Annotated in this window: 8 protein-coding genes; 6 read left to right on the forward strand and 2 right to left on the reverse strand. The window is 52.5% G+C overall.

Annotated elements, in window-relative coordinates:
* Positions 1–100: 100 nt before the first annotated feature.
* From secA to JJD41_RS14830, 3 genes are all read left to right on the forward strand, one after another.
* Positions 101–2,914, forward strand: a complete 2,814-nt coding sequence (secA, locus tag JJD41_RS14820) for a preprotein translocase subunit SecA (protein WP_200667747.1) — start codon at positions 101–103, stop codon at positions 2,912–2,914.
* A 97-nt stretch (positions 2,915–3,011) separates the two neighbouring features.
* Positions 3,012–4,154 carry a quinone-dependent dihydroorotate dehydrogenase gene (locus JJD41_RS14825; protein WP_200667749.1) on the forward strand — a complete coding sequence of 381 codons (1,143 nt, stop codon included), beginning with the start codon at positions 3,012–3,014 and terminating at the stop codon, positions 4,152–4,154.
* A gap of 35 nt (positions 4,155–4,189) precedes the next feature.
* Positions 4,190–4,849, forward strand: coding sequence for a SanA/YdcF family protein (locus JJD41_RS14830; protein WP_200667760.1), 660 nt, complete (start codon positions 4,190–4,192; stop codon positions 4,847–4,849).
* Positions 4,850–5,006: 157 nt separating this feature from the next.
* Here JJD41_RS14830 and JJD41_RS14835 read toward each other — a convergent pair whose 3' ends face one another.
* The gene (locus tag JJD41_RS14835) at positions 5,007–5,258 is read right to left on the reverse strand and encodes a hypothetical protein (protein WP_234488841.1); all 252 of its coding nucleotides are present in this window, start codon (positions 5,256–5,258) and stop codon (positions 5,007–5,009) included.
* A gap of 743 nt (positions 5,259–6,001) precedes the next feature.
* On the opposite strand from JJD41_RS14835, the gene JJD41_RS14840 reads away from it, so the two are divergent.
* From JJD41_RS14840 to JJD41_RS14850, 3 genes are all read left to right on the forward strand, one after another.
* Complete coding sequence (locus JJD41_RS14840; RefSeq protein WP_200667773.1) at positions 6,002–7,000, forward strand: L-lactate dehydrogenase; 999 nt, start codon at positions 6,002–6,004, stop codon at positions 6,998–7,000.
* A gap of 755 nt (positions 7,001–7,755) precedes the next feature.
* Positions 7,756–11,634: a CHAT domain-containing protein gene (locus tag JJD41_RS14845; protein WP_234488842.1), complete on the forward strand. Its 3,879-nt coding sequence runs from the start codon at positions 7,756–7,758 to the stop codon at positions 11,632–11,634.
* A gap of 248 nt (positions 11,635–11,882) precedes the next feature.
* The gene (locus tag JJD41_RS14850) at positions 11,883–16,283 is read left to right on the forward strand and encodes a DUF4347 domain-containing protein (RefSeq protein ID WP_200667775.1); all 4,401 of its coding nucleotides are present in this window, start codon (positions 11,883–11,885) and stop codon (positions 16,281–16,283) included.
* Positions 16,284–16,458: 175 nt separating this feature from the next.
* Here JJD41_RS14850 and JJD41_RS14855 read toward each other — a convergent pair whose 3' ends face one another.
* The gene (locus tag JJD41_RS14855) at positions 16,459–22,668 is read right to left on the reverse strand and encodes a translocation/assembly module TamB domain-containing protein (protein ID WP_200667785.1); all 6,210 of its coding nucleotides are present in this window, start codon (positions 22,666–22,668) and stop codon (positions 16,459–16,461) included.
* Positions 22,669–22,736 lie beyond the last annotated feature (68 nt).

Here is a 22,736-nt window from a genome sequence, read left to right on the forward strand (position 1 = left end):
ATGAAGATAATGCAATCTTTCTCGGGCCATCAACCTCAGTCAAGCTGGCCGCCCGCCAAGCTCCCTTAAAATACTTTTAAAGTACCGTCACTCTCCTGCCATGCTTAAAAATCTGCTAGGCGATCCGAACGCCCGCAAGCTGAAAAGATACAAGCCGCTCGTCGCCGATATCAACGTCCTGGAAGAAGATATTCAAGTTCTCAGCGACGAGGAACTCCGAAATAAAACCCAAGAGTTCAAACAGCGAGTGGCGCAAGCCAAATCCTACGGTGAAGAACGAGAAATCATGGACGAGCTGCTTCCGGAAGCCTTTGCGGTGGTCCGGGAAGCAGGACGGCGCGTGCTGGGGATGCGTCACTTCGACGTTCAGTTACTCGGGGGGATTATCCTTCACGACGGCCAAATCGCCGAAATGAAGACGGGGGAAGGTAAAACCCTCGTCGCTACCTTGCCTTCCTATTTAAACGCCCTGAGCGGTAAAGGCGTCCATATCGTGACCGTCAACGACTACCTCGCCCGTCGGGACGCCGAATGGATGGGTCAGGTTCACCGCTTTTTAGGCTTGAGCGTGGGGCTGATCCAACAGGGGATGTCGCCGAGCGAGCGGAAGAAAAACTACGGTTGCGATATCACCTACTGCACCAACTCCGAACTCGGATTCGACTACCTGCGCGATAACATGGCGACGGCGATGGCGGACGTGGTGCAACGACCCTTTAATTACTGCGTGATCGACGAAGTGGATTCGGTGTTGATCGACGAAGCGCGCACGCCGTTGATTATTTCCGGTCAAGTCGAACGTCCTACGGAGAAATATACGAAAGCCACGACGATCGCGGCGTCGCTCAACAAAGACGAACATTACGAAGTAGACGAGAAAGCCCGCAATATTATTCTCGCCGACGAAGGATTTGCCCGCGCCGAAGAACTGCTCGAAGTCACCGACCTCTACGATCCGGCAGATCCGTGGGCGCACTACGTGTTTAACGCGATTAAAGCGAAAGAACTGTTTATTAAAGACGTTAACTATATCGTCCGTCAGGGAGAGGTGGTGATCGTTGACGAGTTTACCGGACGGGTGATGCCCGGACGGCGGTGGAGTGACGGACTGCACCAGGCGATCGAAGCCAAAGAACACGTCGATATTCAACCGGAAACCCAAACTCTGGCCACGATTACCTATCAAAACTTTTTCTTGCTCTATCCCAAATTGGCAGGGATGACGGGAACTGCCAAAACGGAAGAGGCGGAATTCGAGAAGATTTACAACTTGCAAGTGACGGTGATTCCGACCAACCGCCCCTTACGTCGGAAAGATATGTCCGATGTGGTGTATAAGACCGAACAGGGCAAGTGGAAGGCGATCGCCGACGAATGCGCCGAAATGCACGAACTCGGACGCCCGGTACTGGTGGGAACCACCAGCGTCGAGAAATCGGAAGTCCTCAGCCAATTGCTGCACCAACTCGAAATTCCCCACAACCTGCTCAACGCCAAACCGGAGAACGTCGAACGGGAATCGGAAATCGTCGCCCAAGCGGGACGCAAAGGCGCGGTAACCCTGGCGACGAACATGGCGGGACGCGGAACGGACATTATCTTAGGCGGGAACGCCGAGTATATGGCCCGCTTGAAAGTGCGCGAATATTTGATGCCCCAAATCGTGCGCCCGGAAGAGGACGACTCGTTTGCGGCTCCCAGTGGGGTTCCCGGCGCCGGAAGCAAGGACAAAGCTCAAGGCTTTACCCCCGGGAAAAAGGTGAAAAGCTGGAAGGCGTCGCCGCAAATTTTCCCGACGGAACTGAGTGCGGAAACGGAAAAACTGCTCAAAGAAGCGGTCAAGTTTGCCGTGAATCAGTACGGGGAACAAAGTTTGCCGGAATTGGAAGCGGAAGATAAGGTGGCGGTGGCGTCGGAGAAAGCGCCGACGAGCGATCCGGTGATTCAAAAACTGCGCGAAGTGTACAACCGGATTTTGGAAGAGTACGAACAATTTACCCATCGCGAACACGAGGAAGTGGTCGGACTCGGCGGTCTGCACGTGATCGGAACGGAACGCCACGAGTCGCGTCGGATCGACAACCAGTTGCGCGGACGGGCCGGACGCCAAGGGGACCCGGGTTCGACGAAGTTTTTCTTGAGTTTGCAAGATAACTTGCTGCGGATTTTCGGGGGCGATCGCGTCGCCGGACTGATGAACGCTTTCCATGTGGAAGAAGATATGCCGATCGAGTCGGGAATGCTGACGCGATCGCTCGAAGGCGCTCAGAAAAAGGTGGAAACCTACTACTACGACATCCGCAAACAGGTCTTCGAGTACGACGAGGTGATGAATAACCAACGTCGCGCTATCTACGCCGAACGCCGCCGGGTTCTCGAAGGTCTTGACCTCAAAGAACAGGTGATCAAGTACGCCGAACAAACGATGGATGACATCGTCAATTACTATGTCAATCCGGAATTGCCTTCGGAAGAATGGGACCTCGAAAATCTGGTGAGTAAGGTTAAAGAGTTCGTCTACTTGCTCGCGGACATGCAAGCGAGTCAACTCGAAGATTTGAATGTAGACGAAATTAAAACATTCCTCCACGAACAAGCTCGGATCGCTTACGACATCAAAGAAGCTCAAGTCGAGCAGATCCAACCCGGTTTGATGCGTCAAGCGGAACGCTTCTTTATCCTCCAGCAGATCGATACCCTCTGGCGGGAACACTTGCAGCAGATGGACGCTTTGCGCGAGTCGGTGGGGTTACGCAGTTACGGTCAAAAAGACCCGTTGATCGAATACAAGAGCGAAGGTTACGAACTGTTCCTCGATATGATGACCGACATTCGCCGCAATGTGGTTTACTCGCTGTTCCAATTCCAGCCCCAGGTTCAACCTGCGGCACAAACGGCGTCCCAAAACGTTTAGGATCGATTTGAAACAACCTCGGCAGTTGACGGATTGTTCCATGCTGTCGGGGTTTTTGATGAGACCGCTAAGTGATCCGTTTGTGTGATTGAGTTTCGTGGATATTTATAAAAGCGTCCTGCGTCCGATTATTTTTTCCGGGGTACAACCGGATCCGGAATGGTGGCATCATCAAACGATGCAAGTGTTGAGCTGGCTCGATCGCGGCGGAGATCGTTTTCCCACGGGGGCGATCGCCTCTCAATTAACACGAGCTTACTGCATCGAAGATTCCCGCTTATCGGTAGATTTGTGGGGGGTGTCGTTTCCCAATCCTCTGGGATTGGCGGCGGGATTCGATAAAAATGGGGTGGCGTCGCGGGTGTGGTCGCGTCTGGGGTTCGGTTTTGCGGAGTTGGGAACGGTGACGTTGCACGCGCAACCGGGAAACCCGCGCCCGCGTATGTTTCGCCTGCCGGACGATCGCGCCGCCCTCAATCGGATGGGGTTTAATAATGGCGGGGCCGAGGCGCTGTCCCGACGGTTGCAAGGGGCGCGCGAACCGGGCGATCGCCCCTTCCCGATTCCGATTGGGATTAATTTGGGCAAGTCGAAAATTACGCCCCTGGATGAGGCGCCCCAAGATTATCTCGCCAGTTTTCGCCTGTTAAAAGATTTAGGCGATTATTTCGTGGTCAACGTGTCGTCGCCGAATACGCCGGGACTGCGATCGCTGCAAGAAGGGAGCCAATTGGCGGGGATTTTCGACGCTTTACAACAGGAAAATCGAGGCCAAAAACCGATTTTAGTTAAAATTGCCCCAGATTTGGAGTGGGAGGCCATTGCCGAGGCGATCGCCGTCGCCCGACGCTACGATCTGGCCGGGGCGATCGCCACGAACACGACGATCCGCCGGGACGGACTGGTGACCGAAATGCTGAATTTAACGGGAAATCCGGTCCGTGAAGAAGCGGGCGGCTTGAGTGGCGCCCCCTTGCGCGCGCGATCGACGGAAATTATTCGGTTTATCTGGCAGCAAACCGAGGGGAATTTTCCGATTGTCGGTATTGGCGGCATCTTTAGTGCCGAGGACGCTTGGGAAAAAATTACGGCGGGGGCGAGTTTGCTCGAAGTTTACACGGGTTTGATTTACGAAGGACCGGCAATGGTGCGCCGCATCCTCGAAGGATTGCTCGAAAAACTCGACGCCGAAGGACTCAGCCATCTGTCCCAAGCGGTCGGTATCGCCAATCAAGCCTAAGCAAAAAATCTAAAATCTCAACTCTAAAAACTAAAATGTTGTGGACTGGATGGTTGGACTGGCGAATTGGGTTGGCGATTGCCAGCGCGATCGCCTTCACCTTAATGCCATTGATGTTTAGCGCCTACATCCGCCTCGCCACCCGAGGCGATCGCTATTACGACCTCGATCTCGTTCCCAATCAACCCGTGGCGATCGTCTTCGGCGCCGGAGTCTGGGAAGATGGTTCCCCCACCCCGATGCTCGCCGATCGCGTGCAAGCTGCGGTGGATTTGTATAAAAATGGACGAGTCAGCAAAATTTTGATGACCGGGGACAACAGCACTCCCTATTACAACGAAGTCGCCGCCATGCAGCGCTATGCCGAAGGGCAAGGTATTCCCCGCGAAGCCATTACCCTCGACTATGCCGGATTCAGTACTTACGAAAGCTGCTACCGCGCCCGCGAAATTTTCGGCATTACCCACGCCGTCCTCGTGACCCAGCGTTTTCACCTGCCCCGCGCCGTCTACACCTGCCACACGATGGGCATCGAAGCCGTTGGCTTGGGAACTCCCGATTGGGGCAAATTTCGCGACGATTCGATGCGTTACTATACCTTCCGAGAAGTCCTCGCCGGGATTAAAGCTTTGTGGGAAGTCCACATCAGTCGCCCCCGTCCCACCTTTCTCGGCCCGTTTGAGGGCATGTCTTAGGGAAAATGTCCCAAAAATTTGCGCCGATCCGGGCGCGATCGCAATTGCACCGCCGAGTCAACGGTTAGACAGTGAAACGGGATCAGTTAAGGCTCTAATTTTGCGAAAACGACGATGAAATCAGCTTTTCGCTGGGGCGGAAATCCTGCCCGCCTCTTTACTGTTTCGATCCCTCCCCCGCTTCGATCGCGGATATATCCCGTTCTAAATCGACGTGGCGATCGAGATCGTCTCCCACGTTATAAACATAATTGAGCGCTTCTGGATCTTGAACGAGAGACCGTATCGAACCGAGGTTCGGGAGTCGCGGCGGTAACGGAATATGGGTAAAGACGGCGACTAAGACAGCACCTAAAGTGGCGAGGCTAGAATGTCGAGAATCAATTAAACTCATGCTGGTTTGAGCCAATGATTGTTTTCTCAATAGCGCACGTTTTGATGGGTCTTGAAATCAGCATTCCAAGCCCTCTAGTTTGCAATGCCTTTCCGTGAATTTTAATCGATCGTCGAACAAAGATCGCTGTCAATCCAGGATTGACAGCGAAGAAATATTTAACGCTGTCAATATTGTCCCCTTGTCCCCAAAACTCACATCGTCGATCGTCGATTTCCTCGGGGCGATCGCCTCCCATGAAATCGCCCAAATCCTCCATCATCCCTAACGTCTGGACTGCGCCGAGTTACTTCACCAACTTCGCGATCGCATTCGGCGATCGTATATTCTCCATCGCTATAGTCCCGAGGATCGAACCAGAATCGATCCGCAGACCAAATTGCTCGAACACATGGAAATCAGCTATTACACATTGAAACGGTATCAGTCAAGGAGTGCGATCGCATAGCATTTCCGAAGGAGAATCGTTTTTCAAAGCAGCATCGAATCCGTAGGGACACTGACCCTTCGTCCCTACCCCACTCACCTCTTGATATAAATTTCTAACCCTAAAAAAATCCACCCAGAACAAAAATTCGACCCTCCATCCTCAATTTTTCGATTCTTTTTCCCTTGACAGACAAATAGGATCCTGGCAGAGGATCGATTATGACAAATTTAACTCAAAACTTTTCTTATATTCTCCTTAAGAAGGATGGCAACTATTCCAATTCATCCTATCCTAACTATAGACATCTGAAAAACACCCAAAATCTCTCATGTTTGAACAATTATTTACTCCCCAACAAACGGCTGATGGAGCACTGTTAAGTCACCGCCGACCGCTTAAAGGCGTGATTATCGGTGCGGGACAAGTGGGAATGGCTTGTGCTTACTCCATGCTGATTCAAAATACCCTCGATGATATGTTGCTGGTGGATATCAACCAGGAAAAATTGCAAGGGGAAGTAATGGACTTACTGCACGGGTTGCCCTTTGTCGAACCGACCGCCGTGCGTGCGGGAACTTTGGCAGACAGTCAAGACCCCGATGTTGTTGTCATTACAGCCGGAGCCAAACAAAAACAAGGCGAAACCCGTTTAGATTTGGTTCATCGTAATGTCGAAATCTTTAAAAAATTAATTCCAGAAGTTGTCGAAAACTGCCCGAGTGCGATCGTCCTTTTAGTCACAAATCCCGTCGATATTATGACTTACGTGACCTTGAAACTTTCCGGCTTACCTAACAATCAAGTGATCGGATCGGGAACCGTTCTCGACACGGCACGATTCCGCTATTTATTAGCAGATAAATTACATCTCGATCCGCGTAGTCTGCACGCTTACATTATTGGCGAACATGGTGACACTGAAGTTCCGGTCTGGAGTAAGGTAAATATTGCCGGGATGAATTTATGCGGGACGGGGATTGAGGACTGTCTCGAACAAGAAGCCGATAAATTAAATGAAATCTTCCATCAAGTTAAAAATGCCGCCTATGAAGTGATCGAACGCAAAGGCGCTACCTCTTACGCGATTGGTTTGGGGGTAACCCAAATTGTCAAAGCACTTTTGAGAAATCAAAATCGGGTTTTAACCGTGAGTACGCTGATTAATGGGATTCATGGTATTAACGATGTTTGTTTGAGCCTTCCCGCCGTAGTCAATCGTCAGGGAGTTACACAAATTGTGAATTTATCGTTAACGGAAAAAGAGCAAACAATGCTGCAAAATTCAGCGCGGGTCATGGGTGAAACGATCGCCTCTCTGAATTTATAAGTTGATTTGACTTTAATTTTACTTTAATTTGCAACCAGATTTTCTCGTAAATACCAAAGAAGGCAGATTGTCGCGATCTGTCTTTTTTTATTAGACTAATTTATAAAATATTAGAGAGTTAAACAACATCAATAAGCTATTTTTCTTTTAAAATGCATAGGTGTAAATAGGCGGGAATCTTGCGCGACCCACCGCAACAAGAGTACTTCTTTACGTCTATATATCCGTCACGAAATTCAGAGTTGCTATATTTATTTTGAGGAATAAAATTAGGCTCAATTCGATAAAAGCCGATCGCCAGTCCCGTTAAGATCCCATTCGCCTGAATCAATCGGCTAATTTTCAATCGATTGTAGGGAATTTTTTAGGGAATCGATCCTCGCAGACACAGAAATGCCACCATAAATCACTACATTTTTATGGCGCTGTTTCTCGGCGATCGCTTATTTTAGATATCGACCTTGACGTTAGAATTAACAACGTTTATGTTGTTGTTGTCCGTCCAAAAATTGCCGATCGCTCGTTCGGGTTAAGATATTTAGTTTGACCCGTACACACAAAAATAAATTGCCGTATTTTCGCGACTAACTATAGTTATAAATACTCAAGTAGCTCTTGCAGGGACTGGGCGATCGCTCTAAAAATTTCCGTAATGTCGGATCGCTTCTATTGTTATTTTATTATTTTATTTTGAAAGGCGTTCCTACTTCAAATCTTCTGGAAATTACAGCCCGTGTTTGCACGTTATTAAAACTATGAAATCACAAAAATCGGCAAAAATGCTTAGGAGAGGCGATCGCCACCCCCTTAAAATTATTCCACCAATTCTCTATCTTTCCAGTCAAACTATTATTGCATTTTTATTCTTCGAGATCGCTTTAGATCGAACAATGGCAGGGCGATCTCAAGAAATTATTCCGGCGGAAGATCGCACCGAAACGACGATTATCGAACAAGAGAATCAACTGCAAATTCAAGGGGGTAAAACCTCTGGCGACGGTCAAAATCTATTCCATAGTTTTCAAGAATTTGGATTGCAGACGGGTCAAATTGCTAATTTTATGTCTCAACCCGAAATTAGAAACATTTTCGGGCGTGTTACTGGTGGTCAACCTTCTTTTATTGACGGACAACTGAGAGTCAGTGGAAGTGATGCCAATTTATTTTTAATGAATCCATCGGGTATTATTTTCGGTCGAAATGCCACCTTAGACTTGCCGGGTTCTTTTGCGGCGACGACTGCAACGGGAATCGGTTTCGATCGCGGAACATTTCATGTATTTGGCCATAATAACTATACCGATTTAGTATCCGAACCGCGCGGCTTTTATTTCGATCCAAATTCATCGGGAAATTTGGTCAGTCTCGGGGATTTGAACGTTCGATCCGGGCAATCTTTACTCTTAGTGGCGGGAACGATCGCGATCGCGGGCAATTTACGCGCCCCGGAAGGGAAGGTCGCCGTTGCGGCGATCGCGGGTAAGCCATTTGTACGTCTTTCACAACCCGGTTACTTGCTCAATTTAGAGATAGAAAACACTGCATTTAACTCGTTTCCTATTGATTTAAAACCTTTGGATTTGCCCGAATTACTGACAGGAAATCCTATCGGTCATGCAACGGCGATCGCTCTCAATGCGGCGGGAGAACCGACACTGATCGGGTCGGGTTTGACGATCCTCCCGGGGAATGGAGCGATCGGCGATCGCGCCCAAATAGAGGCCGGAGAAGTGAGCTTATTTAGCTCACAAAATCTCAAGATCGAAGGCGCTCGCCTTCAATCCACAGGGGATCTCAACCTTCACGCCGAGGGGATTCTGGCGATTCGAGCAGGAAGCGCCGGATTTGGCGCGATCGCGGGGAACGATCTCACTTTAAGGGGCGATCGGGCGATCGACATCCTCGCCTTTGAGCCCCTCCCCGGTTCGGCGGCGACCTTCCAAGCGGACGGAGATATCACCTTACTCAGTGACGGTCTGGTTTCCGGTGACGCTCACTTCGAGACTGGCGGGAACTTCGCGATCGCTCAACTCAACGGGGAAGCGGCCAATTTCTTGAGTATATACGATCCGATTATTACGTCCGAGGGAAGTGTGAGTTTTGGTGACTACCAAGGCGCCTCACTCAAAGTAGAAGCGCGAGGCTCGATCTCGGGGGGCAATATTACGATCGACCGCCCGGATTTGAGTTTGTCCGACTCCGACGATCCGGACGTGGAGATTTTGCGAAGTCGTCCCAGTTTGATTCTGCGATCGGGGGTCGCTAACTTGGAGAATCCCGCGAATGTTCCCCCCCTCCAAATGCAGGAAGGGACGGTTTTTACAGCCGTTCCCGGACTCAACCAAAATATTTCTGTAGGGACGATCGCCACTGCAGATGGTCCGGTCATTCTCGATAGTCCCGGTCAAATTATTTTCGACTCGATCGCCAGTGGAGGCGGCGCGATCGATCTGTCGGCGGGTGATACGATCGTCGCTACAGGAAGGATCGACTCTGCAGGCGGTTCGATCGCGATCGTCACCGGGAATTTTCTACGGGTCAATAACAGTTTTAGCGCCCCCAACGGCATTGAAGCCAGTATTTCAAGTGCGGACAATAATGGCGGTGGCGGTGAGATTTTCATTCGCCATGCAGGGAGTACGACGACACCCTTTATTGTCGGAGATTCCAGCACTAACGGCACTACAGCCGCAATCACGACGGGATCGCAAACTCTCTCACCTCAATTTGCAATCCCCGTCCCTCCAGAAGTATATAATCAAGGGAATTTAACCATTGAAACGACTGCAGATCGACCTAGCGAACCTAGCGTCCAACCTAGCGAACCTAGCGCCCAACCTAGCGAACCTAGCGAACCTAGCGTCCAACCTAGCGAACCGATCTCATCCCCAACTATAGAACCAATTCCCAGGGAACCTGAAAGTCCCAGTCCTGGGGTCAATTCTACCAATGGCGAAGCTGTCAGTCCTCCCCAACCGCCCAATAATCCCCAACCGCCCAATAATCCCCAACCGCCAACGTTGACCCCCGCGATCGATGAATCTCCGGATAACAGTGAGAGAAAGCCGACACCGACACTCGCACAACCGATCCAACCGCCCGCGATCGCCCCTCAATCCCCTGGAATCACCGACGATGGCGGCGAAATCGGCAACGAACAACCGCCCAATTCCGGCGATCGCGGTGGAGAGGCGATCGCTCCCAACCGTCCAGATTCTCCGATTGTGACTCCGGAATCGACAGAAGTGCGATTGCCAGAACTTTCGATCGGCAACGTCTTGAACCAAATAGGAAATCGGGTGAATTTGGGTACATTTTTAGGGAGCGAAAATCACGATCGCGGGCCGTTACCCGAACAAAATTCCTTCACTTTAAAAACTGTCAGTTCTCCAGAAATCGGTCGCTTAATTGATGAAGGGGATCTTCCTCAAGCCACTCTATTTCTCGATGTTTTCTTTAGTGAAGAACTCGGAGGCTATCTCAATCGAGAAGTCCCTCGCAATCTTAATTCATTTACTGCGGTTCAGCAAAAAATTAGCAAAATTTCTGGAGAAATCGGAACTCAGCCTGCGATTATTTACACCTTTTCTCGCGAAGATCGACTCGATCTAATTTTAGTTCCTCCCCGGGGTTTTCCCATTCACAAAGTCATTCGATCTGCGGATCGCGCCAGCCTTGAAAAAGTTGTCAATCAATTTCGTAATCAAATTACAGATCCAAAAAGTTTACATCTCGACCGCTACTTACAAGATTCGCAACAACTCTACGATTGGATCGTTCGTCCCTTAGAAAATGATTTAAATCGTTTGGGAATCGAAACCTTAGTCTTTTCAATGGATGAAGGATTGCGATCGATTCCTCTGGCTGCCTTGCACGATGGAGATCGCTTTCTTGTCGAAAAATACGGTGTAGCTTTAGTTCCCAGTATCAACCTTACAGACACACGTTACCACGACTTAAAAGATGCAAGTATTTTGGCAATGGGAGCCTCTTATTTTGAAGAATTAATTCCTTTACCCGGAGTTCCTTTAGAAGTGGCAAATTTACAAAAAATTTGGTCGGGCAAAGTATTTTTAAATAACGAATTTACCCCAAGTAATCTACAACAGCAACGAGAAACAGGAAGCTTTGAGATCGTTCATTTAGCTACCCACGTTTCTTTCAGTTCCGGTCAACCAGAACAGTCTTTTATTCAATTTTGGGATGGAAAATTGGCGATCGAGCGCATCCGCCAATTCGGTTGGAACGATCCCCCGGTGAATTTATTAGTTTTAAGTGCTTGTGAGACCGCGTTGGGCGATCGCCAAGCTGAATTAGGATTCGCCGGATTGGCGGTACAAGCTGGGGTGAAAAGCGCATTGGGTAGTTTGTGGTACGTCAGCGATCGCGGGACCTTAGCGTTGATGACGGAATTCTACGCTCAATTACGTCGAAATCCTATTAAAGTCGATGCTTTACGTAAGGCTCAAATTGCCGCTATTCGCGGTGAATTGAAAATTGAAAACAACCATTTAATTGCGGATGGTGGTAACTTTGAGGTGGACTTACCGCCGGAACTCCAGCACAGCACAGATCCCGATTTAAGTCATCCTTACTATTGGTCGGCATTTACTTTAGTCGGCAGTCCTTGGTAAACTTTTCTGGGTTAACGTGAATTTATAATGATTTTAGTTTTTTACATGATTTTTACATCATTTAGGAAACTTTCATCCATGCTTTAGAGTCTATAAAATTGCGGGGTTATCTAGGTAGTTTTACAGTTGGAGGATTTAGATTTTTTTTGGATAAACCTAATTAAGGGTAAAATTGATAAAATCAATTAGGGCAAATTCAGAAAGGAGATCGACAGCTTTACAAAAATATATTTCTAGAGATTCTACTGATGAAACTTTGCGATCGTTGCAGCGACCTGATTTTAATTGACCCCGAAGTTAAAGATTACCACTACTTATTGAGAGGTAAACCTTTAAGCGTCGAGGCGATCGCCTTGAACCCGGGAAGCGATGGGGTCGAACAGCTTATCCGTACCATCCTCGCCCGTCCTTGGCTGTCGAGAGTTCACCTCATTTCTCACGGTCAACCGGGGGGGGTGACCCTCGGCAACACGACCCTCGACATTGCAGCGATCGCCCGCTACGCCCCTATATTGCAGCAATTGAGGGGATCTCGCCTTTCCCTCCTCTTATATGGTTGTCGGGTCGGCCTCGGAGAATTCGGTCGTCACTTTGTTCGCACTTTAGGAGAAACGTCCGGTGCCGCGATCGCCGCTTCCACCACGCCGACTGGGAACGCTTCTCGCGGTGGAGACTGGCAATTACAAGAGTACTTCGGTCAGCCCGATCTCACTTCGGTCTTCGATCGCGCCACCTTGCAAGCCTATCCGGGCATTTTGGGCAACGGGCCCGGTGGGGTCGGGACGGGAGATGGTAGTTCGAGTTTAGAACTGTGGCTGAAAGCCGATGCAGGAGTCACAGAAACGGGCGGAAAAGTCAGCAGTTGGCAAGACCAATCTGGGAATGGAGTAGGGTTAACTCAAGGGATAACGGGACGGCAACCTATCTATAATCTCGGATTTAAAAATAATCGCGGGACGATTAGTTTTGACGGAAATAACGATTATTTAGAAACCGCTTTTTTGGCGGCGCTCAACCCTGAAAAGTTTACCTTATTTTTTATCGGTCAGGCAACAGGAGATAGCGGTTCGCGGCGGTCGATTATTTCCAGTCGCAGCGAGTTTCCATTACTTCCTTTGGCAAACGGTGGCTATTCTCTATATGCGGAAGATAACGATCGCTGGTTGCTCGAAACTGGGCGTGGCGTCTTGCCGATTGTCTGGAATGAAATCAGTAGTTCTTCCCCGGTTGTCGAGAATAATTTTACCCTCGTTTCCGGTCATTATAATAGTGACAGCCAAGTCCATCAACTATTTATTAATGGAACAATTGAAGGAAGCAATAGTTCTGCTTATGTAGCCAACACAACTCAACCCCTGCGTGTAGGAGCTGGGAGAACGGAAGGAACGGCAAATGACTTTTTTAAGGGTGATATTTCCGAGATTATTCTCTATAGTGAAAGCCTCAATGAAGCTCAACGGGAGATCGTCGAGAATTACTTAAGTGCCAAATACGACACGCCCCTAAGTGCGGGAGATGTTTATCTCGGAGATACACCAGAAAATGGCGACTATGACGAAGATGTGGCCGGAATTGGTCGCAGTGCGTCGGGAACTCAAGAAAGTAGCCAATCGGCGGGGTTTATTCTTGAAAATAGTGGATTTTTACAGGATAACGGTGATTATTTGCTGTTCGGACACGATCGCCCCGACGCCAACAGCGAAGTGAGTGCAGATTTACCCAATGGGGCGATCGATCGCTGGCAGCGCATTTGGTATCTCGATCGCACCGACAGCAATAATAATGGTGGCGAAATCTCTCTCAAATTCGATCGCTCGGAATCCGGACTGTCGGGAGCTGCCGAACTGGGAACATACGCTCTCTTATACCGTTCTGGAGAAAGCGGCGAATTTGAAGTTGTAGCAACAACGACGACTCTGGAAGACGGCGATCGCGCGGTATTTTCGGGGATTGATGGCACCACGATCGCCGACGGCTACTATACCGTTGCGCGCTTATTTGAAGTCAATATCGCTGCGGAAAATCACCCCAGCGAACCCTCGGTCAACGGCAGTTTTACCGTTGTGCTCGACGAGACTAACAGCACCCCAAATCCGATCGCCGTCAACTATACGATCGCCGGAAGCGCGACCCCAGGCGCCGACTATCAACCCTTAAGCGGAACGGTTTCGATTCCCGTGGGGTCGGACAGGGGAACGATCGCACTTAATATTCTCGACGATTTTGAGATCGATCCGGCGGAAACCGTCGCCTTGACCCTCGCCCCTGGCGGCGCTTATATCATCGGCCCTGACGACGCGGCGGAATTGACGATTACCGACGATGAAAGTCCCGGGATCGCGATCGCCCCGCCGGGAAATAGTACGGCGATTACGGAAGGCGGCGTCACCGATACCTATACTCTCGTTCTCACGAGTCAGCCGATCGCAGAGGTGACGGTTAACTTCACCACGGATGAGCAGATCGAGGCGATCGCGCCGATGACCTTTACGCCGAGTCACTGGAATACGCCCCAAACCGTTACCGTGCGGGCGATCGACGATGGCGAGATCGAGGGAAACCATACCAGCGCGATCGCCCATACCGTCGGCAGCAGCGATCGCAATTATAACGGCTTCGTCGTCGGCGAAGTGACCGCTCACATTACCGATAACGATAGCGCGGGACTTTCGGTGATGCAATCCGGGGGCAATACGACGGTCGCCGAAGGGGGTTCCGGCGATGCCTATCAAGTCGTTCTCACCGCACGACCCACCGCAGAAACAACGGTGAATGTTATTGCCGACTCCCGGCTGAATACCACATCCCAGCTCGTTTTTACCCCCGAGAATTGGAATCTTCCCCAGGCGATCGATGTTACGGCGATCGACGATGCGATCGCCCAAGGCAACCAGATGTTAACGATCTCACACTCGATCGCCAGTGCCGATCCCCATTACGACGGACTCGCCACGGATAGCGTCGTAGTAGACGCGATCGACAATGACAGTGCGGGGGTTTCCATTGCCCAAATCGGGGGCAATACCAACCTTATCGAAGGGGAAAGCGGCGATCGCTACGAAGTGGTTTTGACCGCCCAACCGACCGCCGAAGTGACGATCGCGATCGCCCCCGACAACCAAACCACGGTTTCCGCCAACTCACTCACATTCACCCCGGATAACTGGAATGTGGCACAATCCGTCAGCGTGGAAGCCATCGACGACGCGATCGCCGAAGGACTGCACCTCAGCACGATCGCCCATTCCAGCAGTAGCGCCGACCCCAACTATGACGGCTTGGGCATTGCGGCGGTCGGGGCAGAAATTACGGATAATGACAGCCCGGGGGTTGTCCTGACCCCGAGTGAGGAAAGCTTGCAGGTTTCGGAAGACGGTAAAAATACTACGTATAGCCTCAACTTGACGACCGTCCCGCAAGGGGAAGTGAGGATCGTGCCGACAGTCGGTTCCCAGCTAGAGGCGATCGCCCCGTTGACCTTCAATTCGCGCAATTGGAATATTCCCCAAACCGTTACCGTGCGGGCGATCGACGATGCCCAACTCGAAGGGGTGCATAGCGGCGCGATCGCCCACTCCGTTGAAAGTGACGATCTGAAGTATAACGGTCTGGAAACGTCAAGTTTGTGGGTGGAAATTATCGATAACGAAGTGGCGCCCGCCCCAGAACCCGCGCCCCCGGGCAATCCGGGTGTCGAGATCGTCCAACCCGTGGGCAATACGTCGGTTCTCGAAGGCTTTGGCAGCGATCGCTACAAACTCGTCTTGCGCGATCGCCCCACGGCTGAAGTGACGATCTCGATCGCCACGGACGGACAAACGACGATCGATCGCCCCACAGTTGTCTTTACGCCGGACAATTGGAATATACCGCAAACCATTGAAGTGACGGCGGTTGAAGACGACGCGATCGAAGGCGCGCACAGTAGCGCGATCGCCCATACCGTCGCCAGTTCCGATCCGAATTACAATGGGTTGTCCGTCCCGGCGGCGATCGTCGAAGTCAGCGATACCGACCGCCCCGGCAAAGTGTTAGATCTGATGTCCGCCTCGGCGACGGGATTGAGTGAGAAAGACGATCGCTTCTGGGGGTCGGACGCCGACGACCTCGTTCACGCCCGACCCGGTAACGATTTGCTCTTCGGGCGATCGGGTCGCGATCTGCTCTACGGTCAGTCAGGAAATGACGGAATTGATGGCGGCGACGGCGACGATTTACTCTGGGGAGAATTGGGAACCGATTTTATCGAAGGAGGGGGCGGCGATGATGTCATTTACGGTGGCGAACATGGCGATCGCCTTCACGGCGGCGACGGCAACGATTTGCTCGTCGGCGATGGAGGAAATGACCATTTATTCGCCGATGCAGGAGTAGATACCTTGACGGGAGGAAGCGGTTACGATGCCTTTGCGATCGGCTTGGGAACCGGGGGAATGAGTTTAGAAACGACGAATTTAATTACTGATTTTACCGTAGCAGAAGACCGCATCGATTTAATCGATAACTTCCCCTTCGATCGCCTGACGATTATGGCAGGAACGGGCGATCGTGCGGGCAGTGCGATCGTTCGCGATACCGTCACTCAAGAATATTTGGCGATCGTTGCAGGAGTCGCCGCAGAACAGTTAACCGCCGACTCTTTTATTTGAAACTCTTTGATTTGAAACTGACTCTATATAGCCATCCTAAATGATTTGTAACCGAACTAGGGAGCAAGATGCTCCCACTTCCAAGGATTTAAGGTGGATCGTCCTGACTCGACTGATTGAGGAAGGCTATATACGATCGCGATAGATGAGCTAATTTTCGATTGAAGCCAAACGATTAAAAGCGAAATTCGTACTCGACTAAAGCACGATTGTCCTCGTCAAAATCTGTCGAACCTCGTAACATGATGCGATCGTTGACGCGATAACGTAAATTTAATTGAGTCGGTTGCTTATCTAATAAAATACGCTGGATCGAAACCGAAAACTTGCGAGTAATATCGAGTCCCGCTTCCGCTTCCAGGGCCAATTGATCCGAACTGCCTGACTTAACAATGGCTGGAGATAAACGAAACTCACTCAAGCGTAAAGCATTGGCGATCGTATTTTGAAAACCGCTCAATAACGCACCTCCCGCTAAATTCGCCAAAGCCAAAGTCGTATCTCCTTGACCCAACGTATTGATAAATCCACCGCCAATGAGGGCGACGATTTCCTGTTCCGTCCGACTGGGCGAACTGGTTAATTGTAAATTGCGGTCGAGTTGACTGGCGTCTCCCGTCACTTGAGCCTGCACGCGGATGGTGCGTACCGACCCTAAAATATTAGTATCGATCGCCTCATTAATTTCCGAAGAATTGGGATCGGAAGTAATATTAGCGCGATTGACTTCGCGAACCGTGGCCAACAAACGCACGTCCAAAAACGGATCTAAATTGCCCTGAAATACCGCAATATTCTCGTAACTGCGAACCAATCTAAACTGAGTCGCAAATAAATTCACCTGACCGCGTTCGAGGCGAATCGTTCCCCGGGGGCGCAAATCGTCCAAAAAGCCATTAATCGTCAAGTCGCCGACGGCGGCAAAACTCAATAACGGCGGACTGGCAATTTCTAAATTCGGACCCAAAATCACCCGTAAATTCTTGTATTCCGGACCGGGGAACGCTTCGGAAATGTCCCCTTCGGCGGGAGGCGGCGGCGCCGTTTGCGTTTCTTCAGTCGGCAATAACACCACCCCATCCGCCAAGCGCAACTCGCCGCTAATTTCCGGGGCCAGGGCCGTTCCGCCGACTAACAAGCCCCCATCGACGCCGCCGCGATACAAACCTTTGAGATTGACCGCGAGGCGATCGAGTCCCACGGTCAAAGGATTTTGGCGGTCTTTATCCTCCGGTTCCAGGGGCAGAAAAATCGGTAAGACGCCGGAGGCGACCACCTGACCCTCACTAAATTCCCCTTGTACCCCTTCGACGATGATGCGATCGGTTTCAAAGCGGGCCGTTCCGGTGACGTTCGTGAGGGGTTCGGGCAACGCTTGGGCGTTAATCGTGGCATTTTCGATGGTAGCGGTTCCTCGGGCGACCAATTCTTCGATCGCCCCGCGTTCTGCATTCAAGCGACCCCGTGCTTCAAACTGCACTTTTCCCGTACCGTCAACCCATTCGACTTGGTTCGCCGAGAGCAAATTGACTAAAGTCAAGCCGCGATTTTCGATATCCACATCGAGGCGAATGGCGTCATTTCCCGGAGAGGGAGGAATCGGGACGCTGCCAGTAATTTGTACTGCCGACGGCTCGAAACTACTAAATGTGAGTCGGGAATTGGCATAACTGAAGCCGCCGCGAACCCCCGGAATCGACTCGCGATTGATCGTTCCTTCCAGAAAACTCAGTTCGCCGCGTGCTTGGGGATTTTCCAAACTCCCCGCCAAGTTGGCTTTTAAATTGAGCAATCCGGTCAGGGCGATTCCCGGGGGAAGTTCGGCAAAGTTTCGCAAGTCCGCCACCGATAAATTGCTCACTTCCAACCTGCCGGACTGCTTTTGACCGCCGACGGTGCCGACGAAGGAGACTAATGTATCTTCCGCTTCGATGCGGAGGGGATTTAACGTGAGAACTTCGTTGTTTAACGTTCCCCGCAGTAGGGCGCGATCGATATTGATAATCCGATTTTCCTGTAAAACCACGCGATCGCCCACCACTTCTTGATAGGGACGTTGGGGACGCCACTCGACCTGTCGCGCCTCCAGGTCGAAACTCATCTGTAGTCCCGCTTCCAAAGAACCGTTAAATGCCAACGCTCCGGTCACTTCGCCGCGCACGTCCGCCAACTCCGGAATGCCGGGGGCTTGGCGTAAAATGGCGTTCTGTCGTACCAGGGCGGTAATTTCAGAAAAGCGCCGCAACTGATTTTCTAAAGATGCCTGGGGCAACCCTACCGCTTGGGCGACGATCGCCCGTGCATCCGCATATTCGGGGGGGTTTCCGGCGCGTAAGAAATCGTCGATCTCGAATAACTTCAACGCTTCGAGTAAATCTTGGATGCGTCCGCGATCGATCGCGATTTTGCCTTGAAATTGGGGATTGTCGGCGATCGCCAACCGTCCTTCCATGCGATACAAACTTTCCCCGAGGGCGAGAGACCCCTCATCGAGGGCGACAATGCCATCCTCGTAATAAATCCGTCCCGCGAACCGCTTCAACGTGATATACCCGATCGCCGGATCGGTAATTTCCAAATCCGCCAACCCCCGCGACGTCGCCAAATTGAAGCGGACGCTACCACTCAACGACCCGGCGACGCGATCGAAGCCCAAATCCGGGGCCGGGGCTAAATTGAGCAACGCCAACGGAAAATTACGGGCTACAGCCGCAAACTCGTCCCCCTGCAAGCGACCGCGCGCCACGATCTCACCCTGTCTCAACGAGAACGACTCGGGCAGAAATTGCCGATTCAAACTCACCGCAATTTCGTCATTTTCCCCCTTCAAACTCACATTTACCCCTTCTCGGGTATCCACCGCCACCGGACCGGATAACAGGGGTTCAAATTGCAGGGTCGCCAGGGCAAAATCGTGCAACTGCATCTCTCCCATTAGGGAAAGGGCAAAGGGTACATTCGGTAACGGCGAAGCTTCCGTCGGCGTAGCCTCCCCGCGCAAACGCCCCACAAACTCCACCGACCCCGCCACCAACGGCGGAACGGGTTCCCCGGGTGGACTCATCAGGGCGAGGGGATTGCCCCCGGGAATCGGCAAGCCGTCTAAATTAAACCGATTTAATTGCAAGTTAAAGTCAAATCCGCTTATTTGCGGAAAATCCACCCCCGCGACATCCACGAATATCGAGCCATTGGCGCTCAAGCCCGGGGCGATCGCTTCGCGAATTTGCAAAACCTCGCCCGTCCATCGAAACGACGTGCGAAACGGAGAAACACTGGTGGCAAAGGGAGATAAAGGCGAATCCGTCCCCACCGGGGCGCTCAATGCGGCGCTGAGGTTTCCATCCGCCCGAAGATCGGCGAGGGAGAACGAGGCCAAAGAACCGGATAAATTCACCGTTCCCGTCGATAATTCCAGAGATTCGGTGAGTTGGGGCGCAAAAGCGTTCAAATTGAGACCGTCCGCCGCGATCGCCCCTTGCCACTGTCCTTGTTGTAAACTGCCCTCACCTTTGACCCGCCCCCCGGCCACCGCTAACGCCACCGTTGCGGTGCCGTCTATATTTTGCGGGTCGAGATCGTCGAGTCGCCCCGCCACTTCGGCGCGACCGCCCACCAAAGTGACCGGAACGGGCAGATCCGGGGCGAGGGCGGTTAAATCGAGGCCGGAGGCGGCGATCGCCCCTTGAAACCCACCTGCTTTCACCGTGCCATTCGCCAGCAGTTCGCCCCCGGCGAGATCGACCCGGGCCGATCCGGAGGCGGCGATCTGGTTGGGGTCGAGATCGGCGAGATTGCCCAGAACGGTTAACTCGGCGTCTCTCACTTCCACCGGGACGGGTAAGTCTGGAGAAAAGCGATTCAGGGAGAGGCGATCGCCGCGCAACGACAGTTCAAAATCCCCGCGATTTAACTGACCCGTCCCCGCGATCCGGGTCTCGGCGACATCGAGGGCGACCCGGGTCGTGGCGCGCACTTGCGCCGGATCGAGGCGGTTGACATTGCCGAACACGGTCAATTCTCCCTCGACGAGTTCCACCGGGACGGGTAAAGCGGGGGCGAAGGGATTGAGTTGCAAGTTAGCGGTATCGAGGGCGAGTTGGAAGTCGCCGCGATCGAGTTGTCCGTTGCCGCGAATCGGCGCCCCGGCAACGATCGCGTCAAATTCAGTGCGCGCGGCGATCGCCCCCAAATTCAGATCGGCCAAATTGCCGGAAACCCTTAACTTGCCAGCGTTTAAGCGAATGGGAACCGGGAGGTCCTCGGCGAGGCGATCCACGGGAATCTCGGAAGCGGCGATCGCCAGTTGGAAGTTGCCGCGATCGACTTGTCCCTCGGTCTGTAGAGTTCCTCCGGCAATCCGAACGGTGGCGGTACCCGACGCAGCCAATTGCGCCGGATCGAACGAGTCGATCCGACCCGCGAGGTCGATTTCCGCACTCGGCAACCCCACGGGAACGGCTAAATCTGGAACGAAGGGGTTGAGGGAGAGATCCGAGGTGGCAATTTGGGCGGTCCAGCGACCGTTTTGCAAGCTTCCGGTGGCGGCGACGGTCCCGCGATCGCCCAAACTGAGGAAACCGCCCCCTTCGGCGTCGATCTCCCCTAACTCGAAACTATCCAAGGTTCCCGACAACTGCACGTTAGCGGCGATCGCCCCTTCGACAGAAGGCGAACCCGGCGGCAATAACGGGGCGAGGGCCAACTCGTCGGCAGTCACAAAAGCTTGCCAGAGGCGGGTCTGTTGGTTGGCGCTTCCGGTGACCTGTAATTCCCCCCCGGGAACTTGAATGCGGGTGTTGCGAAAGCTGGAAATTGCCCCGGTGACGACGATTTCCCCGGAGGCGGGATAGTCGCCTTCGCGGGCGTCCCAGTTGACGAACGTGACCGGATTTTCCGGGGTTCCGCGTACCCGGGCCCGGCCTTGAATCGGACCGATCGCCACGTCCAAGGGACCGCCCGAATAGACTTCGCCCAAGGCATCGCCGGGAAGGTTGCGGGCGGTGAAATTGAGGCTCATCCCTTCGTCCGGGGCGAGGGGGATGGCGCCGCTTCCGGTGATGCGCCCTCCGGCGACAGGTTCGCCAATAAATGATTCTAAAACCATCTGTCCGGCGATCGCGTCGATGCGGATTTCTCCTCGGAGGCGATCGAAATCGATCTTGTCAATTCGAGCAACTTTGGTATTGGCGACGGTTCCCGAGAAAATCGGCGCCTCTAGCGGTCCGGTGACTTGAAAGTCCCCGGCGATTTCCCCCGCGACGGGGACGGGAGTTGCTAAATCCAACGTGTTCGTGACCTTTTCGAGGGTCGTCGGGGGCAGTTGGATGTTTAAGTTATAGTCGGCGGTGGTGTCGATGGTACCTGCGGCGGTTCCGAACAGTTCTCCGTAAAAGGCGCGGGTGTCTTCGAGGGCGACTTTTAATTCCCAAAAGCGCAGCCGTCCGGTCGCTTGGGTCAAATTGGGTTCGAGGGTCGCCAGTCGGGCGGTGATGTCGTTAAAGCTGGCGATGCCCTGCCATTGTAAAACCTCGGTTTCGCGTAAGGTGAGGGTGAGATTGGCGCCCAAGGTTCCGGCGAAGACGGCGATCGGTAAATTGGGAATCAGGGGCATGATATTCGGCCCGGAAAGGTCTCGGGCGCGAACACCGAGTTTGATGTCGAGGGTATCGACGAGCACTTCGCCGTCGATGTCGAGTTCGCCTCCGGTGGCGGGGGTTCCGGTAACTTCAAAGGCGATCCGCTTTTGGTTGTCGAGGAATAGGGCTTGACCGTCGAGAGGGGTGACGACGACGGGAGGGATGGGTTTGGGTTCGGTGTCTAGAAGTTCGGCGCGGACTTCGGCGTTCGGTTGCAGGGTGAGTTGTCCGTCGCGAAAGCGGATGGCGTCGAGTTGGATTTCGATCGCGCTGTCTTTGCCGTCATCTTCGGTGTGGAGGGTCGTTTTTAACCAGGCTTCGTCCCGACGTTGTTCGAGGTACAGTTGGGGGTCGAGGAGGGTCACGTCGAGGCTGAGGGTGCGCGTCAGCAGGAATTGTAATGGGTCGAAACCGACCTCCACCGCCGGGACGATCGCCCGATCCGGATCGGTCGCGGTGGCGGGAATCGTACTTTCGCCGACGCGAATCCCGGTGAGGGAAACCCGTTGCACCGGACCGACGTTCACCGGGCGATCGAACAGTTTGCTCAATTCCCGACCGACCAGGGGCGATAATTCGGTGTTGACAAAATACCATAAATATGCAGCACCCGCCGTCCCGGCGATCGCGGCGATCGGCGTGACGATGAGGATAAGGCGTTTGAGGCGTTTGGGCCATCGGCGGCGATTCTCTTTGGGAGACGCTTCGCGATCGGGCGCGGGGGACTCGGGGGGATGCTGTGGCATGGGAGACGGACTCATTCCAACAAGGGAGAAGGCGGTCGTACCATTTTTGATTGTAGGTTTTCGATTTT

The sequence above is a fragment of the Oxynema mangrovii CENA135 genome, from assembly GCF_016632315.1.
GTDB lineage: Bacteria > Cyanobacteriota > Cyanobacteriia > Cyanobacteriales > Laspinemataceae > Oxynema > Oxynema aestuarii.

Excerpts from the sequence above, each read along its gene's own strand:
- secA (WP_200667747.1), top strand. The coding sequence starts at position 101 with ATGCTTAAAAATCTGCTAGGCGATCCGAACGCCCGCAAGCTGAAAAGA.
- JJD41_RS14830 (WP_200667760.1), top strand. The coding sequence starts at position 4,190 with ATGTTGTGGACTGGATGGTTGGACTGGCGAATTGGGTTGGCGATTGCC.
- JJD41_RS14840 (WP_200667773.1), top strand. The coding sequence starts at position 6,002 with ATGTTTGAACAATTATTTACTCCCCAACAAACGGCTGATGGAGCACTG.
- JJD41_RS14845 (WP_234488842.1), top strand. The coding sequence starts at position 7,756 with ATGAAATCACAAAAATCGGCAAAAATGCTTAGGAGAGGCGATCGCCAC.
- JJD41_RS14850 (WP_200667775.1), top strand. The coding sequence starts at position 11,883 with ATGAAACTTTGCGATCGTTGCAGCGACCTGATTTTAATTGACCCCGAA.
- JJD41_RS14855 (WP_200667785.1), bottom strand. The coding sequence starts at position 22,668 with ATGCCACAGCATCCCCCCGAGTCCCCCGCGCCCGATCGCGAAGCGTCT.